This window comes from Caballeronia sp. dw_276 (genome assembly GCF_018449635.1).
Lineage (GTDB): Bacteria > Pseudomonadota > Gammaproteobacteria > Burkholderiales > Burkholderiaceae > Caballeronia.
On sequence record NZ_JAAVUV010000004.1, the window covers coordinates 356,370 to 370,986 of the forward strand.

At 59.4% G+C, this 14,617-nt stretch carries 14 protein-coding genes and 1 riboswitch; of the genes, 8 read left to right on the forward strand and 6 right to left on the reverse strand.

All coding sequences use genetic code 11. The features are described 5' to 3' along the window. Window position 1 precedes the first annotated feature (1 nt). Complete coding sequence (locus HB633_RS10490) at window positions 2-391, forward strand: DUF3331 domain-containing protein (protein WP_213778031.1); 390 nt, start codon at window positions 2-4, stop codon at window positions 389-391. Here the strand turns inward: HB633_RS10490 and HB633_RS10495 are convergent. Continuing rightward, a complete protein-coding gene (locus tag HB633_RS10495; protein ID WP_346730300.1) occupies window positions 388-966 on the reverse strand; it encodes a TetR family transcriptional regulator in 579 nt (192 codons plus the stop codon). The genes HB633_RS10490 and HB633_RS10495 overlap by 4 nt on opposite strands. A 108-nt stretch (window positions 967-1,074) precedes the next feature. On the opposite strand from HB633_RS10495, the gene HB633_RS10500 reads away from it, so the two are divergent. The 3 genes from HB633_RS10500 (at window position 1,075) to HB633_RS10510 (ending at window position 4,068) form a co-directional block, all read left to right on the forward strand. Beyond that, window positions 1,075-1,815 carry an SDR family oxidoreductase gene (locus tag HB633_RS10500; RefSeq protein WP_218626718.1) on the forward strand — a complete coding sequence of 247 codons (741 nt, stop codon included), beginning with the start codon at window positions 1,075-1,077 and terminating at the stop codon, window positions 1,813-1,815. 99 nt (window positions 1,816-1,914) lie between these two features. Further along, window positions 1,915-2,655 (forward strand): FadR/GntR family transcriptional regulator, encoded by a 741-nt coding sequence (locus HB633_RS10505; RefSeq protein WP_213778033.1) that lies wholly within the window; start codon window positions 1,915-1,917, stop codon window positions 2,653-2,655. Beyond that, entirely contained in the window at window positions 2,656-4,068 is a 1,413-nt protein-coding gene (locus tag HB633_RS10510; RefSeq protein ID WP_213778034.1) for an FAD-binding oxidoreductase, read from the forward strand. It begins immediately after the preceding gene. Between the two features lie 10 nt (window positions 4,069-4,078). Here HB633_RS10510 and HB633_RS10515 read toward each other — a convergent pair whose 3' ends face one another. From HB633_RS10515 to HB633_RS10535, 5 genes are all read right to left on the reverse strand, one after another. After that, window positions 4,079-5,071, reverse strand: a complete 993-nt coding sequence (locus HB633_RS10515; protein ID WP_213778218.1) for an iron ABC transporter permease — start codon at window positions 5,069-5,071, stop codon at window positions 4,079-4,081. Between the two features lie 23 nt (window positions 5,072-5,094). Then, window positions 5,095-6,057: an ABC transporter substrate-binding protein gene (locus HB633_RS10520; RefSeq protein ID WP_213778035.1), complete on the reverse strand. Its 963-nt coding sequence runs from the start codon at window positions 6,055-6,057 to the stop codon at window positions 5,095-5,097. Next, window positions 6,054-6,845: an ABC transporter ATP-binding protein gene (locus tag HB633_RS10525; RefSeq protein WP_213778036.1), complete on the reverse strand. Its 792-nt coding sequence runs from the start codon at window positions 6,843-6,845 to the stop codon at window positions 6,054-6,056. The genes HB633_RS10520 and HB633_RS10525 overlap by 4 nt, the downstream gene beginning before the upstream one ends. Window positions 6,846-6,847: 2 nt before the next feature. Further along, complete coding sequence (locus HB633_RS10530; RefSeq protein ID WP_213778037.1) at window positions 6,848-9,019, reverse strand: TonB-dependent siderophore receptor; 2,172 nt, start codon at window positions 9,017-9,019, stop codon at window positions 6,848-6,850. Between the two features lie 200 nt (window positions 9,020-9,219). Next, window positions 9,220-9,369, reverse strand: a riboswitch (adenosylcobalamin (AdoCbl) riboswitch). Between the two features lie 200 nt (window positions 9,370-9,569). Then, window positions 9,570-10,562: a 2-dehydropantoate 2-reductase gene (locus tag HB633_RS10535; RefSeq protein ID WP_218626719.1), complete on the reverse strand. Its 993-nt coding sequence runs from the start codon at window positions 10,560-10,562 to the stop codon at window positions 9,570-9,572. Between the two features lie 153 nt (window positions 10,563-10,715). Here HB633_RS10535 and HB633_RS10540 point away from each other — a divergent pair, with 153 nt between their 5' ends. The 4 genes from HB633_RS10540 (at window position 10,716) to HB633_RS10555 (ending at window position 14,475) form a co-directional block, all read left to right on the forward strand. Next, window positions 10,716-11,153, forward strand: coding sequence for a MarR family transcriptional regulator (locus HB633_RS10540; protein ID WP_255580852.1), 438 nt, complete (start codon window positions 10,716-10,718; stop codon window positions 11,151-11,153). A gap of 215 nt (window positions 11,154-11,368) precedes the next feature. Continuing rightward, complete coding sequence (locus tag HB633_RS10545) at window positions 11,369-12,775, forward strand: glycerophosphodiester phosphodiesterase family protein (RefSeq protein WP_255580853.1); 1,407 nt, start codon at window positions 11,369-11,371, stop codon at window positions 12,773-12,775. Between the two features lie 423 nt (window positions 12,776-13,198). Next, on the forward strand, window positions 13,199-13,732 hold the full coding sequence (locus tag HB633_RS10550; RefSeq protein ID WP_346730292.1) for a spore coat U domain-containing protein: 534 nt from the start codon (window positions 13,199-13,201) through the stop codon (window positions 13,730-13,732). Window positions 13,733-13,749: 17 nt separating this feature from the next. Continuing rightward, window positions 13,750-14,475 carry a molecular chaperone gene (locus HB633_RS10555; protein ID WP_213778040.1) on the forward strand — a complete coding sequence of 242 codons (726 nt, stop codon included), beginning with the start codon at window positions 13,750-13,752 and terminating at the stop codon, window positions 14,473-14,475. Window positions 14,476-14,617: the final 142 nt, after the last annotated feature.

Here is a 14,617-nt window from a genome sequence, read left to right on the forward strand (position 1 = left end):
GATGATCAAAGATATTCATCCGTGGCAACAAGTCGTGACCGTGCTTCGCAGGTTGGGCGACCCGCAACCATATGCCAAAAACATGAGAATCCGGCGCGCCACTTTCCAGGCAAGCGCGCAGCAAGTCTTCGTTCGTGTTGTCGACCGTCCCAGCGGATCGACGGCGACGGTCGAATGGGGCGATTCGACCTCGGGCTATTACGGTGACCAGATATGGCGCAGAGGAAAAGCAAAATGCTCCGGAATTTGCGCGGCGACCGGTGTGGCGATTGCGCGGGGTGACCTTGTTTATCGCCCGCGAGGAGGTCGCGGCACCCCGGCCAATGCGCATGCGATGATCCTTGCCTCTGTCGTCCCGCCTTTCAGTATGACCCCGTTCGGCGCAGGTTAATCCGCGCGCGACAGTTTAATGAAGACTTCTGCCAGCAGTTGTTTGAGCCGTTTGCGTCTTGGCACGGCGCCCTCGTTTGAGTTTCCGGCAACACGGATAAGTGCGAATCCCACGATTTGCGCAGCCAGCAGCGCACCGCGCTCGCGCGCTTCGCGCCCGCCGATTGCTTTGACCAATGGCGCGATGAAGTCGCGGTGAAGGTATTCGGAGAGTATCGGTCCAGCCGTCACGCTGCCTATGGAAGCAAGCAACAGGCGCAATGGATCGTACCCCGAGCGCCATGCTTCGTCGTCGGCTTCGCCCATGAGCAAGTCCGCCGCGCGTTCCGGCAGCGCTTCGATTCCGTCCGCCAATAGCGCTTCAACATCGAACGCCTGCGATGCAATTTCGCGGAACAAGCTTTCCTTCGATCCGAAATAGCGCAGCACCATGGCCGGGTCGAGATTCGCATCGGCTGCAATTTCACGCACGCCTACGCCGTCGTAGCTGTTCTGAGAGAAGCGGATTTTTGCGGCGTCGAGGATACGCGAACGCGATGCTTCCGAATCTCTCGTGATTTTCTTTGGGGTCTGCACCGTCAAGGTCCGGTCGTGAATAATCGAATCGATATTTTATCAACAGTCGTTGACAAGCGCCATTTCTGAAACTAGTCTACGGTCGTTGACTTAAATCAGGAAACGATCATGCGTCTGAACGGCAAGCTTGCTGTCATCACTGGCGGGAGCAGCGGCATCGGCTTCGCGGCCGCGAAATTGTTTATGGACGAAGGCGCGCGCGTTGCTTTGATTGCGCGCGACCGTGCACGGCTGGACTCGGCGTTAGGGCGTCTCGGGACAGGCGCTATTGGCATGACGGCGGATATTTCGCAGCCTGACGCGCTCAAGCTTGCAATTGCCAGTGCTCAAAAAGAACTGGGTGGTATCGATATCCTGTTCGCCAATGCGGGTGTGTCAGAGACGCCTCCTATTGCGCAAACATCGGAGCAAGCTTTCGATGATTTCATGGGTACCAATGTCAAGGGCACCATTTTCACGGTGATCCATGCGCTTCCGTTCTTGCGTGAGGGTGCTTCGATCATCCTGACGGGTTCGGTTGCGGCGCGCAAAGGACGACCCGGCGATCCGCTTTATGCGGCTAGCAAGGGTGCGATCCGTAGTTTCGGCAGAACGCTTGCAATGGAAGATGATGTGCTTGCGCGGCGCATTCGCGTGAACGTGCTCACGCCGGGCGCGACGGCGACGCCATTGACGCAGGAGGCGACCGGGAATCCCGAGGTTCACGCATATATTGCGGAGATGGTGCCCATGGGCCGATGGGGCGAAGCACGCGAGATCGCACAAGCGGCGCTGTTCCTTGCGTCGGATGCGTCCTCATACATGACAGGTTCGGAAATCACAGTCGATGGCGGCCTTGCCCACGTCTAATCCGACTAGCGTTAACCCTTGATCGTCAACCTCGCGTTTCCTGCTCAAAAGTTTTAATATAACATGCAAACCTGATAATTTGAGATAGAGCGGAAATCGTTGACCAAGGCCCTTACCCTGACGCACCAGGTCGCGCAGCAATTGACGCGTGATATTGGCGACGGTGTTTATCCGGTCGGAACAAAACTTCCGTCGGGCAAGGATCTCGCGAACCGCTTTGGCGTAAGCCAGTCGGTGATCCGCGAAGTCACGGAGCGTTTGCGGGCGCACGGTCTTATCGATAGCCGCCAAGGTGCCGGCTGCACGGTCAGGGCACGCACGCAGAGCGGCGGCTTTCGGGTTCCGCAAGCAATCGGCGCTGACCGGGCGGACCTGAGTGCCGTCTACGAACTTCGGCTCGATCTGGAAAGCGCATCCGCGGCGCTCGCTGCCGTGCGCCGCACCAACATGGACATCGAAGCGCTGGAAAGCATTCTGAAATCCCTCGCCGATAACCTCTACACGCCCGAGCCTGCAGTCGAGCTGGACATCGCGTTTCATGTGGCGATCGCGCATGCCACGCATAACCGCTACTACGTCGAGCTGCTGCAGTACCTGAACCTCCAGATCCGAGAGGCAGTGCAAACGGCGCGGACGCATTCACTTGCGCGCGAGCGGCTGCCGGACGAGGTGCATCGAGAACATGTCCGCATCTTCGACGCGATCCGCGCCGGCGACGCGCTTGCTGCACGTTCGGCTGCCACGTCGCATCTTCAAAGCGCCGCGGCGCGGCTTGGTCTCGACATCTCTGGTCGCGACCTGCCGGCCGGCGGCTCGAATTCCCCCCTTGCCATTACATAGATGACCGAACTCTCTTTTGCCCAACGTCTCGCCGACAAGCTCGGAACCGATGCCGTCATCATGTCCACCGACGAAATCGAGCCGTGGCTCTCGGACTGGCGCGGCATGTACAAGGGCCAGGCGCAGGCGGTCGTACGTCCGTCGACAACGGACGAAGTGGCTGCGTGCCTCGCGTTGTGTTCGGACGCTCGCGTGCCTGTTGTGCCCCGCGGCGGCAACACCGGTTTATGCGGCGCGGCCACGCCCGACGCAAGTCCAACGAACGTGATCCTGAGCCTCGATCGCATGAATGCGATCCGCACTATCGACACCGTCGGCAACACGATGGTCGCCGAGGCCGGCTGCATCCTCGGCAACCTGCGACGTGCGGCAGAAGAGCAGCATCGTCTGTTGCCGCTCAGCCTCGCGGCCGAAGATTCGTGCCAACTGGGCGGCAACCTTTCGACCAACGCAGGCGGCGTCAACGTCGTGCGTTATGGCATGACGCGTGAACTCGTGCTCGGACTCGAAGCGGTGCTTCCGAATGGGGAGATCTTTCACGGACTGCGCACGTTGCGCAAGGACAATACCGGCTACGACCTGAAGCAACTGATGATCGGCGCAGAAGGGACGCTTGGCATTATCACGACGGCGGCGTTGCGGCTTTATCCACGCAACGACGTGCGCGTGGTCGTGCTGGCAGCGGTCAAATCATCGCAACAGGCGCTGGAACTGTTCGAGCTTCTTTTCGAGCGCGGCGGCCCGCGCATGCAGGCGTTCGAGTATTTCACGGCAGAGTGTCTCGACATGGTGATCGCCCAAGTCGAAGGCATGCGTGCGCCGTTTGCCGAGCGCCATCCCGCTTATGTATTGATCGAACTCGCAGATACCGTCGATGAAAACGCCTTGCGCGAACTCGTTGAAACCGTCATTGGCGAAGGACTCGAACGCGATCTTTGCATTGACGCTGCGGTGTCCGAATCAATTGCCCAAGTGAACGGCATGTGGCGTTTGCGCGAGGAAATCTCTGAGGCCCAACGCGCCGATGGACCCCATCTGAAGCATGACGTGTCGTTGCCAATCGAGTCGATTCCAGCGTTCCTCGAAACCGCGGGCGAGCGCGTCGGGAACCATCGCGAGGGTGTGCGTCTGATTGTTTTCGGCCATTTTGGCGATGGCAACCTCCACTACAACCTCTCGCGTCCGGTCGGCGCGCCCCGTGATTACTTTGCGCAACATGGCGAGGGCTTGACGGCCGAAGTGCTGGACGAGGTTGCGCGGTATGGCGGCAGCATCAGCGCCGAACATGGCATCGGACAACTCAAGCGCGAGTATTTCAACCGCTATAAAGATCCGCTGGAAATCCGGCTCATGAAAGAGATCCGCAAAGTCTTCGATCCGAACGGCATCATGAATCCGGGCAAGATTTTCTGAGCGCGTTGGGTCAACGCGATCGACCGCCAAAGCGCATCAGCGCGATAAAGAACATCCCGCCCAGCAACGCGGTCACCACGCCTATGGGCAGGTCTTCGGGCGCGATCAGCGTGCGGGCGGCGACATCGGCCCATATCAGGAGGATCGCGCCGCCCAACGCCGATACCGGAAGCAAACGTCCATGTTCGGGCCCGACCAGCGGGCGGCACAAATGCGGCGTCACGAGTCCGACAAAACCTATCGCGCCACTTACCGCGACCATCGCCGCTGTCATGAGTGCGCTGACCAGGAAAATCTCCCAGCGCATCTTGCTCACCGGAACGCCCAGGGATACGGCGGCGAGATCGCCCGTCATCAACGCGTTGAGTTCGCGACGGCGCGCAAGCAAAAGAATGCCGCCGGCAAGCACAACGGATGCAGGCACCCCAAGCAGGCTCCAGCGAGCGAGTCCGACACCGCCTAACGTCCAGAACAGAATGGACGATGCCGCGCGCTGGTCGCCGAGATAAAGCAGCAGGTTGGCGCCGGCAAGCATCACGAACGAGACCGCGACGCCTGATAACAATAGGCGGTCCGAGTCGAGCCGTCCTTGCCGATGCGCCAAAGCAATGACCACTACCGTTGCGAGTAATGCGCCGAGGAGCGCTAGGATCGAGAGCGTAAATGGGCCGAAGATGGCGCCAAGAAACAGTGTTGCGGCCACGGCGCCGAGCGTGGCGCCGGAACTGACGCCGAGCAGGTGAGGATCGGCTAGACGGTTCGCGGTGACGGCCTGTAACGCGACGCCGACCATCGCGAGCGATGCACCCACGATCCCGGCCAGCAGCACGCGCGGCAAACGTATCAACCAGACGATGGTATCGAGCGACGTGCTCCAGTTGCCTGGTTCATTCATCAGATGTGCCGCAACGATACGCGCGGTCATTCGTGGCGTGATCGCTACAGGTCCAAGACCGGTTGCAAGCACGACGGACACAACGAGCATCACCCCAAGGCTCGCCATGATCACTGCCGGAGCGGCACGTTTCACTGCGCGTACGCCTTCGGATAAAGCGCGTTCGCGATGGTTTCCACGGCAGCGACGTTGCGAATGCCGGGCGTCGCGCCATCGTAGGGAATCACGATGAAGCGCCGGTCGCGAATGGCATCGAGGTTAAGCAGCGCGGGTTGATCGAGCAGGAACCGGATTTTTTGCGCGGCCGTCACCGCGCCGTAATCGACGATCACGATCGCCTGCGGATTGCGCGCCACGACGCTTTCCCAGCTAACGCGGGTCCAGCTTTGCTGCACGTCGTCCATCACGTTGCGTCCGCCCGCGGCCTTGATGAGCGCGGTGGGCATCGCGAGATTGCCAGCGGTGAAGGGTTTATCTTCGCCGCTGTCATACACGAACACGCGCGGCGGCGTGGTGTTGGGGCCGATGCGCTGTGTCACGGTTGCAAGCCGCTTTTGCATACCGTGGATCAGCGTTGACGCCTGGGCGTCTGCATCAAAGATGCGTCCGAGATTTCGCAAGTCGTTGTAGACATCGTCGAAAGAGGCTGCGGGGCGGCGCATCACATGCGCGCACGATTCGCTCAGTTCATAAACGGCGATTCCGAGCGGGGCGAGCGTGGCCGGCGTCACGGGACCACCGACTTGCATGCCGTAGTTCCATCCGGCGAAGTAGAAGTCGACCCTTGCATTGACCAGCACTTCAACCGATGGATATTGCCGCGCAAGTTCCGGCACACCCTTTAACTGCGCGCGCATCGCTTCGTTGCCTGTGTTCCATCCGCTGATGCCGGTATAACCCGCCATGCGCGATTTAAGCCCCAACGCAAGCATCATCTCCGTGAGGTTGACGTCGTTGCTGACCGCGTGTTCGGGCGCGTGCTGGAATACCACTTCCCGGTTGCAGCTTTGAATGGTGACCGGATAGTGGCCGGCGTGTGCTTCGGGACTGACGAACAGCAGCGCAAGAAATGCACTCAGGAAAGGTCGGATCATGTCGAGTGAATGAGAGTGATGCGAGGGCATTGCGAAACTGGATGGAGGTCCACAATGGCGTCGACGTTGAACACGCTCTTCAACATCTCGGATGTCAACACGTCATGCGGCGAGCCATGCGTGACGATTTCGCCATTGGAAATCACGTATAGCCGGTCGCAAAAGGCCGCTGCGAGATTCAGGTCATGAATGGTGGCGAGCGTGGTGATCTTCTGGTTCTTGACGAGCTTGAGCAATTCGATTTGATGGCGCAGGTCGAGATGGTTCGTAGGTTCATCGAGCATGAGTAGCGACGGACGCTGAACCAGCGCCCGCGCCAGCAACGCGCGCTGTTTCTCGCCGCCCGAGAGCGAGGCGAATGCGCGTTCGCGTGCCTGCCACAAACCGACATCGCGTAGTGCGCCTTCAACAATGCGTGCGTCTTCTGGCGTGGCGCCATCGAGCAAACGCTTGTGCGGCGTGCGCCCCATGCGCGCGATTTGCTCTACGGTAAGACCGAAGTCATCGGGCATTTCCTGCAGCAGCACCGCTATGCGTTGCGCGGCCCAGCGGGGCGACGCACCCCACACACTGGTTTGATCGAGTGATACCGAACCTCCATGTGGCTTCGAAAAACGAAACGCGCAGCGCAACAGACTCGTCTTGCCGCTGCCGTTCGGCCCGATCAGGCCCACGAACTCGCCGGCCCCTGCATCGAGCGTGATCTCGCGCAGCAAATGAGCTTGGCGATGCACTTCGCGGTCGGCAGGAGACCAGCTCATGTGATCGATGTGAAGGCCGCAGGACATGATCAGAAGTCCATGGTCGCGACGAGTTCGGCGGAACGCGCGGGGCCGAGCAACCATTGCGTGCCGTTGTTCGCCGACGTCACGGCGTACGCGCGGTTCGCGAGGTTGCGCAGATAAAGCGCGATGTTGACCTGTCGCGTGGCCTGCCAGTGTGCGGACAGATCGAAGACCGTGTACGAAGGGACATCGACTGAGTTTGCGTCGTCGCCATAACGACGGCCCACGTAGCGCAGCCCTGAACCGACGACCCAGTCCGCCGCGGGTTTGTAAGTCAGCCACAGGTTTGCCGTCTGCTCGGGGATATTGAGCGGTACGTTGCCCGCGCGAGATATGGCAACGCCGTTCACGTTCTCGTTGAAGTCGTCATAACGCGCGCGCAGCAATGCGGCATTTGCTTCAATCGAGAATCCCCAGCCAAGCTTGAACGCACCCGACCATTCGATACCGCGCGACGATTGTTCGCCGACTTGCTGCTGGATCGTCGGATTCGAAGGGTCCTGGCTCAAGAGGTTTTTCTTCACGATCTGATAGACCGCGAGCGTCCAAAAACCGCGCCCGTTCATGATGTCCTGCTTGAATCCGGCCTCCAGTTGTTGGCCGGTTGCAAGCTTGAAAGCGGTCTGCGCTTGCGACATGGTGATGAGCGAACCGACGCTGTCCGCGCCGCGCGTGTACTGGCCGTAGACGGACATCGAAGGCGTCAGTTGGTAGACAAGTCCAAGGCGCCATCCCGCATTCGATAAAGTCTTGCTGAACGTGCTGCCGTTGCCGAGTTGCTGGCGCCAGAAATCCACGTAGTCGTAACGCACGCCGCCGACCACGGACAGTTGCGGCGTCAGCTCGAAGCGGTCTTCCGCGAAGATCGCTGCTTGCCGCGTGCGCGTGTAAAACTCGGGCACGGTCGGGTCGCTGCTCGCGAAAACGGCGGGGTTGGAGTTGTCGGCGTTGATGACTGATGAACCATCGAACGGCGAGTTGCTATCGCGCTGGAACGTGATCTGGTTTGCTTCGGCGCCAATCACGAAACCATTTGCGTGACCCCAGGCCGTGCCATCGAAGGTCGCGTCGAGACGGTTACCAATCTGGCGCTCATGGTGAATGATCTCGATGTAATCGCTGCGCGTGATTTCACGCGTGGATGGATCGAGCAGATAACTTTCACTGTCGCGGTAGTGCCGGTTCGTCGTCAGGTAATAGAGCTGGTCGCGGATCGTGATGCCATCGGATGCGCGATAGATGCCGGACAAGCGCGTCGACTGGTCGATGTACGCAATCAGCGGGTTGCCGACGTTGTAGTTCTTGTAGCGCAGGGAGGTATCGAGTGCGCCGTCGGTCACGGGCGTTCCAAGATACGTAGCCGGACGCTGCCGGCCGTAATCGTAGTCGAGCGTGAACGACAAACGCGGTGAGACTTCAAGTTTCAGCGCGCCGCCAAGGGCCGTGGTGTGCGATTCGCCACGATCCACCCAGCCGTCCGAGCGGTTGTCGCTGACATAAAAGCGATAGGAGAGCATGGGGCCGAGTGCGCCGGTGGTATCGAAGGCGACGCGTTTCTGGCCTTCCGTGCCAATGCCCAATTGAAGCGATGTCGCGTATTCGCGCTGCGGCTGTTTTGGCACGACGTTGACCACGCCGCCGATCGCGCCCTCGCCATATAAAACCGATGCCGGCCCGCGCAAGACCTCGATGCGATCGACGGACCATGTGTCGAAGGGATAGGTCATGGTGCCCGCGCCGGGGTAGAGGCGGGTGCCGTCGTAAAGCGTCATGACGGATTCCTGGCCGCTGAAGCCGCGTACGCTCAGCGCCGTGCCGCCGTTTCCAGGTGAGGCGTCGCTGACGAAACCGGTCGCGCGCGTGACGGCGTCAGAGACGCTCTGGTCGCCGCGTTCCGCGATCTGTCTGGCCGTCACCGTTTCCACGCTTGCCGGCGTGTCCAGGCTCGAAAGGCCAAGCCGCGAACCGGTGCGCGTGGGCGTGGTGAGAGGCGCGGTATCGACGTTGCTTTTATTGTTCACTACGACCGGCGGCAATGCGGGCGCGGTTTCATCGGCGAGAACCGGCGATGTGCCGATCAAGCATATAACCGCGAGCGCGGTCCTTTTCTGACGGCGCGGTTGATATCCGAGCTGACTCGGTCGGCTCTTGTGCGCCGAACTCCAGTTTCGTCCCATCTTGTTTCCCGAAAGCGTATGACGTGCCCGCCGCGCGATGGCAGCAATGCATGTTGTATCTGGACGCGTTGATGATCGACTTACGGCGTGGCCGTAATCGATCGAATCAGGCCGATGTTGTTGCGTGGCCCGCAAACGGACATCGATCGGGAAGGCAAGGGCGTACGGGGAAATCGATAACGCTGGCGGCGTTAGTCATGCGAGGTTCTCCAGGGGTTTCGCGCCCCGTCAAAAGTGGCTGGATTACGACGCCCAGGTCTGACTTCCAGCCCAAGCAGGGCCAGTTACAGTGGCGCGACCGCGCCGGATTCTCACCGGCTTCCAAACGTCGTAGCCGCGCATTTTACGTGCGAAAGAAATTGGTGCAAGACAAGTTTCGAAACACGCGGTCCGGCGGCGTGACTCCAAATGCGATGTAATATTATTGCATTTGTTGTGGGCGACGCCAGATTTATTTCGAAGAGAAGGGCGCATCGCGAGGCATTACGTCTTCGCGATGGCTTTGATTGACAGCGCGGCGAAGCCGCGCCACGTGCTGGGTAAGGCAGGCTTATGATCGCTTGATCAGATTTGCGTTCAATTGTCCGGCGAGCCCGTACAGCACGCTGATAAACGGCGCAGGAATCCCTGCCTTCATTGCAATCTCATACGGCGCGCCGAGGATCGCATCGATCTCCAGTTGACGTCCCGCTTCCACATCCTGAAGCATCGATGTCTTGAACGCGCCGAGCTTGCGCGTCATTGCGTTGCGGGCGTCGGTGGTCATGGTCAGCTCGATTCCAATCTCCTTGCCGATGCGCCGCGCTTCCTCCATGACCGATACAACGAGGCTCCTGGTGAGCGGATCGTCCAGGATCATGTCGCCGGTTGATCGCGTGATTGCGCTGATAGGGTTCATGGTCATGTTGCCCCACAGCTTCACCCAGATGTCGCGTCGAATGTCGTCGGATGCAACTACGTCGAACTGCGCGCGCCGCAGCAGTTCAATGGCATGAGCCGCGCGTTCGGCCGTTCGCACAGAGCCTGGCCCGATAATGAGCTCATTGCCGTAGCCTTTCTTTATCACGCCCGGTTCTGCAATCGCCGACGAAATATGCACAACGCATCCCGACGCTTGCGACTGTGGAAGCGCCGCCGACACCATGCCGGAAGGGTCAACGGACTCCAGCCGCTGACCTGCAAGCGCACCGCCGGACTCATTGAGATACCACCACGGCACGCCGTTCATGACCGACACAATATGTGTAGCGGGACCGACAAGCGGCTTTAATGAAGCCGCCGCCGCGGTCAACGCGGGCCCCTTGAGGCAGATGAAAAGCAGGTCCTGAATGCCCAACGTTGCCGGCTGATCTGTTGCATTGACGTTGACTACATAACGATCATCGCCATCGATCATGGCAAGACCATTGCGTTTTATGGCGTCGAGATGTGCACCGCGTGCGAGCAGACCGACTGCCACGCCCGCGCGCGCTAGCCGGGCTGCAATAATGCCGCCAATGGCGCCGCCGCCGACCACTGTGATTTTTGCATCTTGCGTGCTCAAGACTTTTCCCCGAAAGCAATTCCTATCCCGAAGGGCCGGGATTAAGCTAAGCTGATGCTATCGATTAATTGATGCGTGCGCAAGCATCGTAAAAAATGCGGTGCATTTTCATCGAAAAGAAAAAGCCAGAGGAAAGGAATGAACGATACGCCCATGATTCAAAGCTTGTTTACATACCGGTTGCACGTGCTTAAGAAGCAGACCGACAAAGCCATGAACGAGGCATTCAGCGATGGAATCGCATTGACGTTAACCGAAGCGCGCGTGTTGCTGAGCGTAGGTTCGTTCGGTGCGCTTTCGGTATCGGACTTGGGCAAGGCCTCCAATCTCGACCGCAGTCAGGCAAGCCGCGCAACGGACATTCTCGAAAGAAAAGGGCTGGTGGAAAAGACATCGAACGCAACTGACGGGCGCGGCGTTGTTGTGACGCTGACCACGAAGGGCAAGAGGACGTACGGGCGCGCGGCGGCCATCGCACAAGCGCAAAACGACGAGATTCTCGGGGCGCTGCTTCCGGCTGAACGCAAGGCGATCCATTCGATGCTTACAAAACTGGTCGCGGCTCAATGCGCGGAAGAGTTGGCTGAATAAGCTTGAGGAAGGCTTTCTTGCAGTTTCAAACTGCATACAAATTGCGTTGACACGTGGTGCGTGAGCGCACGCGGACTTTACGATCGTATTTTCTGTCGGTCGTCGATCTCATGTCGGGCCAGTTTGACCAGCGGGCCTTCGGGATAGAAGTCACATCCGCGTCACCGATCGCTGGCAATAATCCGTAAGAATTAAAACACCTTACGGAAAACTACATGAAATACGAACGAAAGCATAAGTACGTGCCTTTCCCGCTTAAACGTGTCGCTGCGATGACGGCGTTTATCGGTTTGAGCGTGCTTGCCGGTTGCAATGGCAATGACGACAATGCAAACCCGCCGGCAGTCACCGCTTTTTCCACGCTCGATGGCAAGCAGCCGCTGGTGATCGGGCATCGCGGACTGCCAGGATTGCGCCCTGAAGAAACGCAGCCATCCTACGAACTTGCCGCCGATAGCGGTGCCGACGCGCTCGAAGAAGACCTGCATCTTTCGAAGGATTGCGTGCTGGTGGCGCGTCATAACCCTTGGCTCTCGGATAACACCAACATTGCGGATGTCGCGAAAACCAACGCCTCAGTGGCGGCGCGCAAACGCGTTGTTCCGGGCGTGATGGTCAACGTGAAATGGGCGACAACGCCGACCACAGGTCCCTCGCAATACCTCACCGACCTGACGAATCCGGCTGATCCCAAATCGGTGCTGAAGTCCTTGATCGTGGATGGCGAAGATCACACGAACGACTGGTCCGTGACCGACTTCACCGCGCTTGAATTGACCACGCTGATTGGCGGTACGACCTTTGATGCAGCCAGCGAGCGGTCGGCCGAATTCAACGGTAAATATCCGGTGCTGACATTCCAGCAGATCATCGATATTGCCAAGGCGAAGAGCGCATCAACCGGCCGGCCGATTTCCGTCTATCCCGAGACGAAGAACCCGACCTGGAACAATGCGCAGGCGATCGCGAACGGTTGCGGTACAGCGGGCGGCCATCCGCTGGAAGACGCGTTGATCAAGATTCTCGACGACAACGGCCTGAATATGAAAACCGCTGCAATTTTCGTGCAGAGCTTCGAGCCGGGCAGCCTGAAATACATGCGCAGCCATGGCTTGAATACGAAGGTCGTGCAACTGATCGACGGCTACGACACCGACTACAAGACGGGCGCGGTGATCTACAACGAAATCACTGACAGCCGTCCGTTCGACTGGACCGTTGCCGGAGATTCACGTTGGTTTGACGCGATGCTTACGCCCGCGGGTCTCGCCGAAATCAAGACATACGCCGATGGAATCGGCCCGTGGAAACCGCAGATCGTGCCGCTCAAGATCACGCCGTTTCCCGCGACGAACCCGGATGGCACCCCCTTCTCCGGCTCGACGACCGCGGCGACCACGCAACCTGCTACGAGCGTGATAAGCGACGCGCACAAGGCCGGTTTATTCGTTCACATCTTTACTTTCCGCAACGAGAAGAAGTATCTTGCGGCGGATTATCAGGCCGACCCGAACGCGGAATACCTGAAGTTTTATAGGCTCGGCGTGGACGGCGTGTTTTCAGACTTCGCGAATACCGGCGTGGCAGCGCGAGCGATATATCTGAAGGAGCTTGGACGCTGAACTATTGAATGAAGGTGTATTGAAGTAACTTGTGTCGCGGCGCGCGGCGGTCGATTACGGACCCCGCGCGTTTTTATTGACGGAGAATGCGCTGTTCGGCTCGCACGGTGGGTTTTTATGCCAAGGCACCGAATATCAGGCTATCCCAAGCTAAGGCTGCCAAAACCAATTTCGCTTGTGTTTAATTGTTGTTGAGGGTCAATGGAATTAGATTTGCAGTTGGAGTCGCCCGGCAAGTCATCCGCCTTAAATGTCCACTATTTGCTTTGGATCGCTGCTCTTGTCGGTATTAACCCGACCTGACGAAGTGATCTGAAACATCGTTTCGATCAATTAACTTGGAATTGTTTAAATCGATAGGTAATATGATTCTCAGCGCTGCTGCACGCCGTATATAAATCAAGTCAGCGCAACGAGAGAGAGGTGCCGAAAATGAAGCGAAGAATCATTTCTTCCGTGCTCGCGGGCGCATTGCTTTTTGCGCCGGTCTTGCAAGTCGCAAATGCCGCCGTTTATACAAACGGTACGGCGACCGCCACATTTACTGTGTCGCTTACGCTGCAAGCCAATTGCACTATCGCCGCAACGCCTTTGAATTTCGGCACGAACGGCGTCCTGGCAACAGCGATCAATCAGCAAACCACCCTCGCAGTGACCTGCACGAATACCACGCCGTACAACGTTGGACTCGACGGCGGCAACGTGACCGGCTCGACCGTCACGGCGCGCTTGCTCGCAGGGACCGCCACCGGCAATACCACCACCACGGTGGGCTTCCAGTTGTATCAGGACGCCGGCCGCACGACCCTGTGGGGCAACACGCAGGGTACGAACACCGTAGCCGGTACGGGCACCGGGGCGGCGCAGTCCATCTCCGTGTATGGGCAGGTTCCTGCGCAGGCCACACCGAGGCCTGACCTCTACCAGACGACAGTCACCGCAACGGTCTATTTTTGATCGCCCGCGGCGGTTTCATGGCGGGTATCCGGCGCTATGGCGCGGTCCTGTTCGCGGTCCTGTCGTGCACGGTGCAGGCCGCCACGCTGCAGATATCGCCCGTGATGGTCGACCTGCAATCGAACGAGAGCGCAACGGGAATCACGTTGCGTAATCCTGGCGACAAGCCCTTGTACGGGCAGGTCCGCGTGTTCCGCTGGGATCAGGCCAACCAGGACGACACGCTCACGCCAACCCAGGAACTCGTGGCCAGTCCGCCGCTGATCCAGATCGGCGCGCAGGCGGATCAGCTCGTGCGGCTGGTGCGGACGGCGTCGGCTCCGGTCGGCACCGAGCAGAGCTACCGGATCCTGATCGACGAATTGCCGGCGCCCGATACCGCCGCCGCAGACGGCGTGACGATTCGCCTGCGCTATTCGGTGCCGGTGTTTGTCGAGCCTGCGGGAAAGGCGGCCATGCCCGCGCTTTCATGGCATCTCGTGCGCGATCCGAAGGGCTGGGTCCTGCGCGTGGACAACACGGGCGCGAGGCGCGCACAGATCGCGGCGGTGCAACTGGTGGACAGCGCCGGCAAGGTCCACGAGATCAACAAGGGGCTGCTCGGGTACGCGCTTGCCGGACGCGCCCGCCAATGGTCGGTGCCGCTTCCCGCAGATACCGACCTTCGAGGCGCCGTGACGATTCGGGCCGCTGTCAATTCATTACCGCTCGAGGCAGTGGTGACGGTCGCGCCGCCGGGTTGACCGGGGGCGCAAGGTCATCGCTGCGTTGTTGTCGAGAATGTCGCCGAGAGCTGACATGATGCGTCCCAATCCAATCGATGAGAATACGACGACGCCCAGCACGTCATTCACAGAGCTTCCGCATCGCGCTTGTCGCAACGGG

Bases quoted from the DNA above. Each gene is read 5' to 3' on its own strand.
- HB633_RS10545 (WP_255580853.1), top strand. From the start codon at position 11,369: ATGAAATACGAACGAAAGCATAAGTACGTGCCTTTCCCGCTTAAACGT.
- HB633_RS10510 (WP_213778034.1), top strand. From the start codon at position 2,656: ATGACCGAACTCTCTTTTGCCCAACGTCTCGCCGACAAGCTCGGAACC.
- HB633_RS10555 (WP_213778040.1), top strand. From the start codon at position 13,750: ATGGCGGGTATCCGGCGCTATGGCGCGGTCCTGTTCGCGGTCCTGTCG.
- HB633_RS10525 (WP_213778036.1), bottom strand. From the start codon at position 6,845: ATGTCCTGCGGCCTTCACATCGATCACATGAGCTGGTCTCCTGCCGAC.
- HB633_RS10515 (WP_213778218.1), bottom strand. From the start codon at position 5,071: ATGGCGAGCCTTGGGGTGATGCTCGTTGTGTCCGTCGTGCTTGCAACC.
- HB633_RS10540 (WP_255580852.1), top strand. From the start codon at position 10,716: ATGATTCAAAGCTTGTTTACATACCGGTTGCACGTGCTTAAGAAGCAG.
- HB633_RS10490 (WP_213778031.1), top strand. From the start codon at position 2: ATGATCAAAGATATTCATCCGTGGCAACAAGTCGTGACCGTGCTTCGC.
- HB633_RS10530 (WP_213778037.1), bottom strand. From the start codon at position 9,019: ATGGGACGAAACTGGAGTTCGGCGCACAAGAGCCGACCGAGTCAGCTC.
- HB633_RS10500 (WP_218626718.1), top strand. From the start codon at position 1,075: ATGCGTCTGAACGGCAAGCTTGCTGTCATCACTGGCGGGAGCAGCGGC.
- HB633_RS10520 (WP_213778035.1), bottom strand. From the start codon at position 6,057: ATGATCCGACCTTTCCTGAGTGCATTTCTTGCGCTGCTGTTCGTCAGT.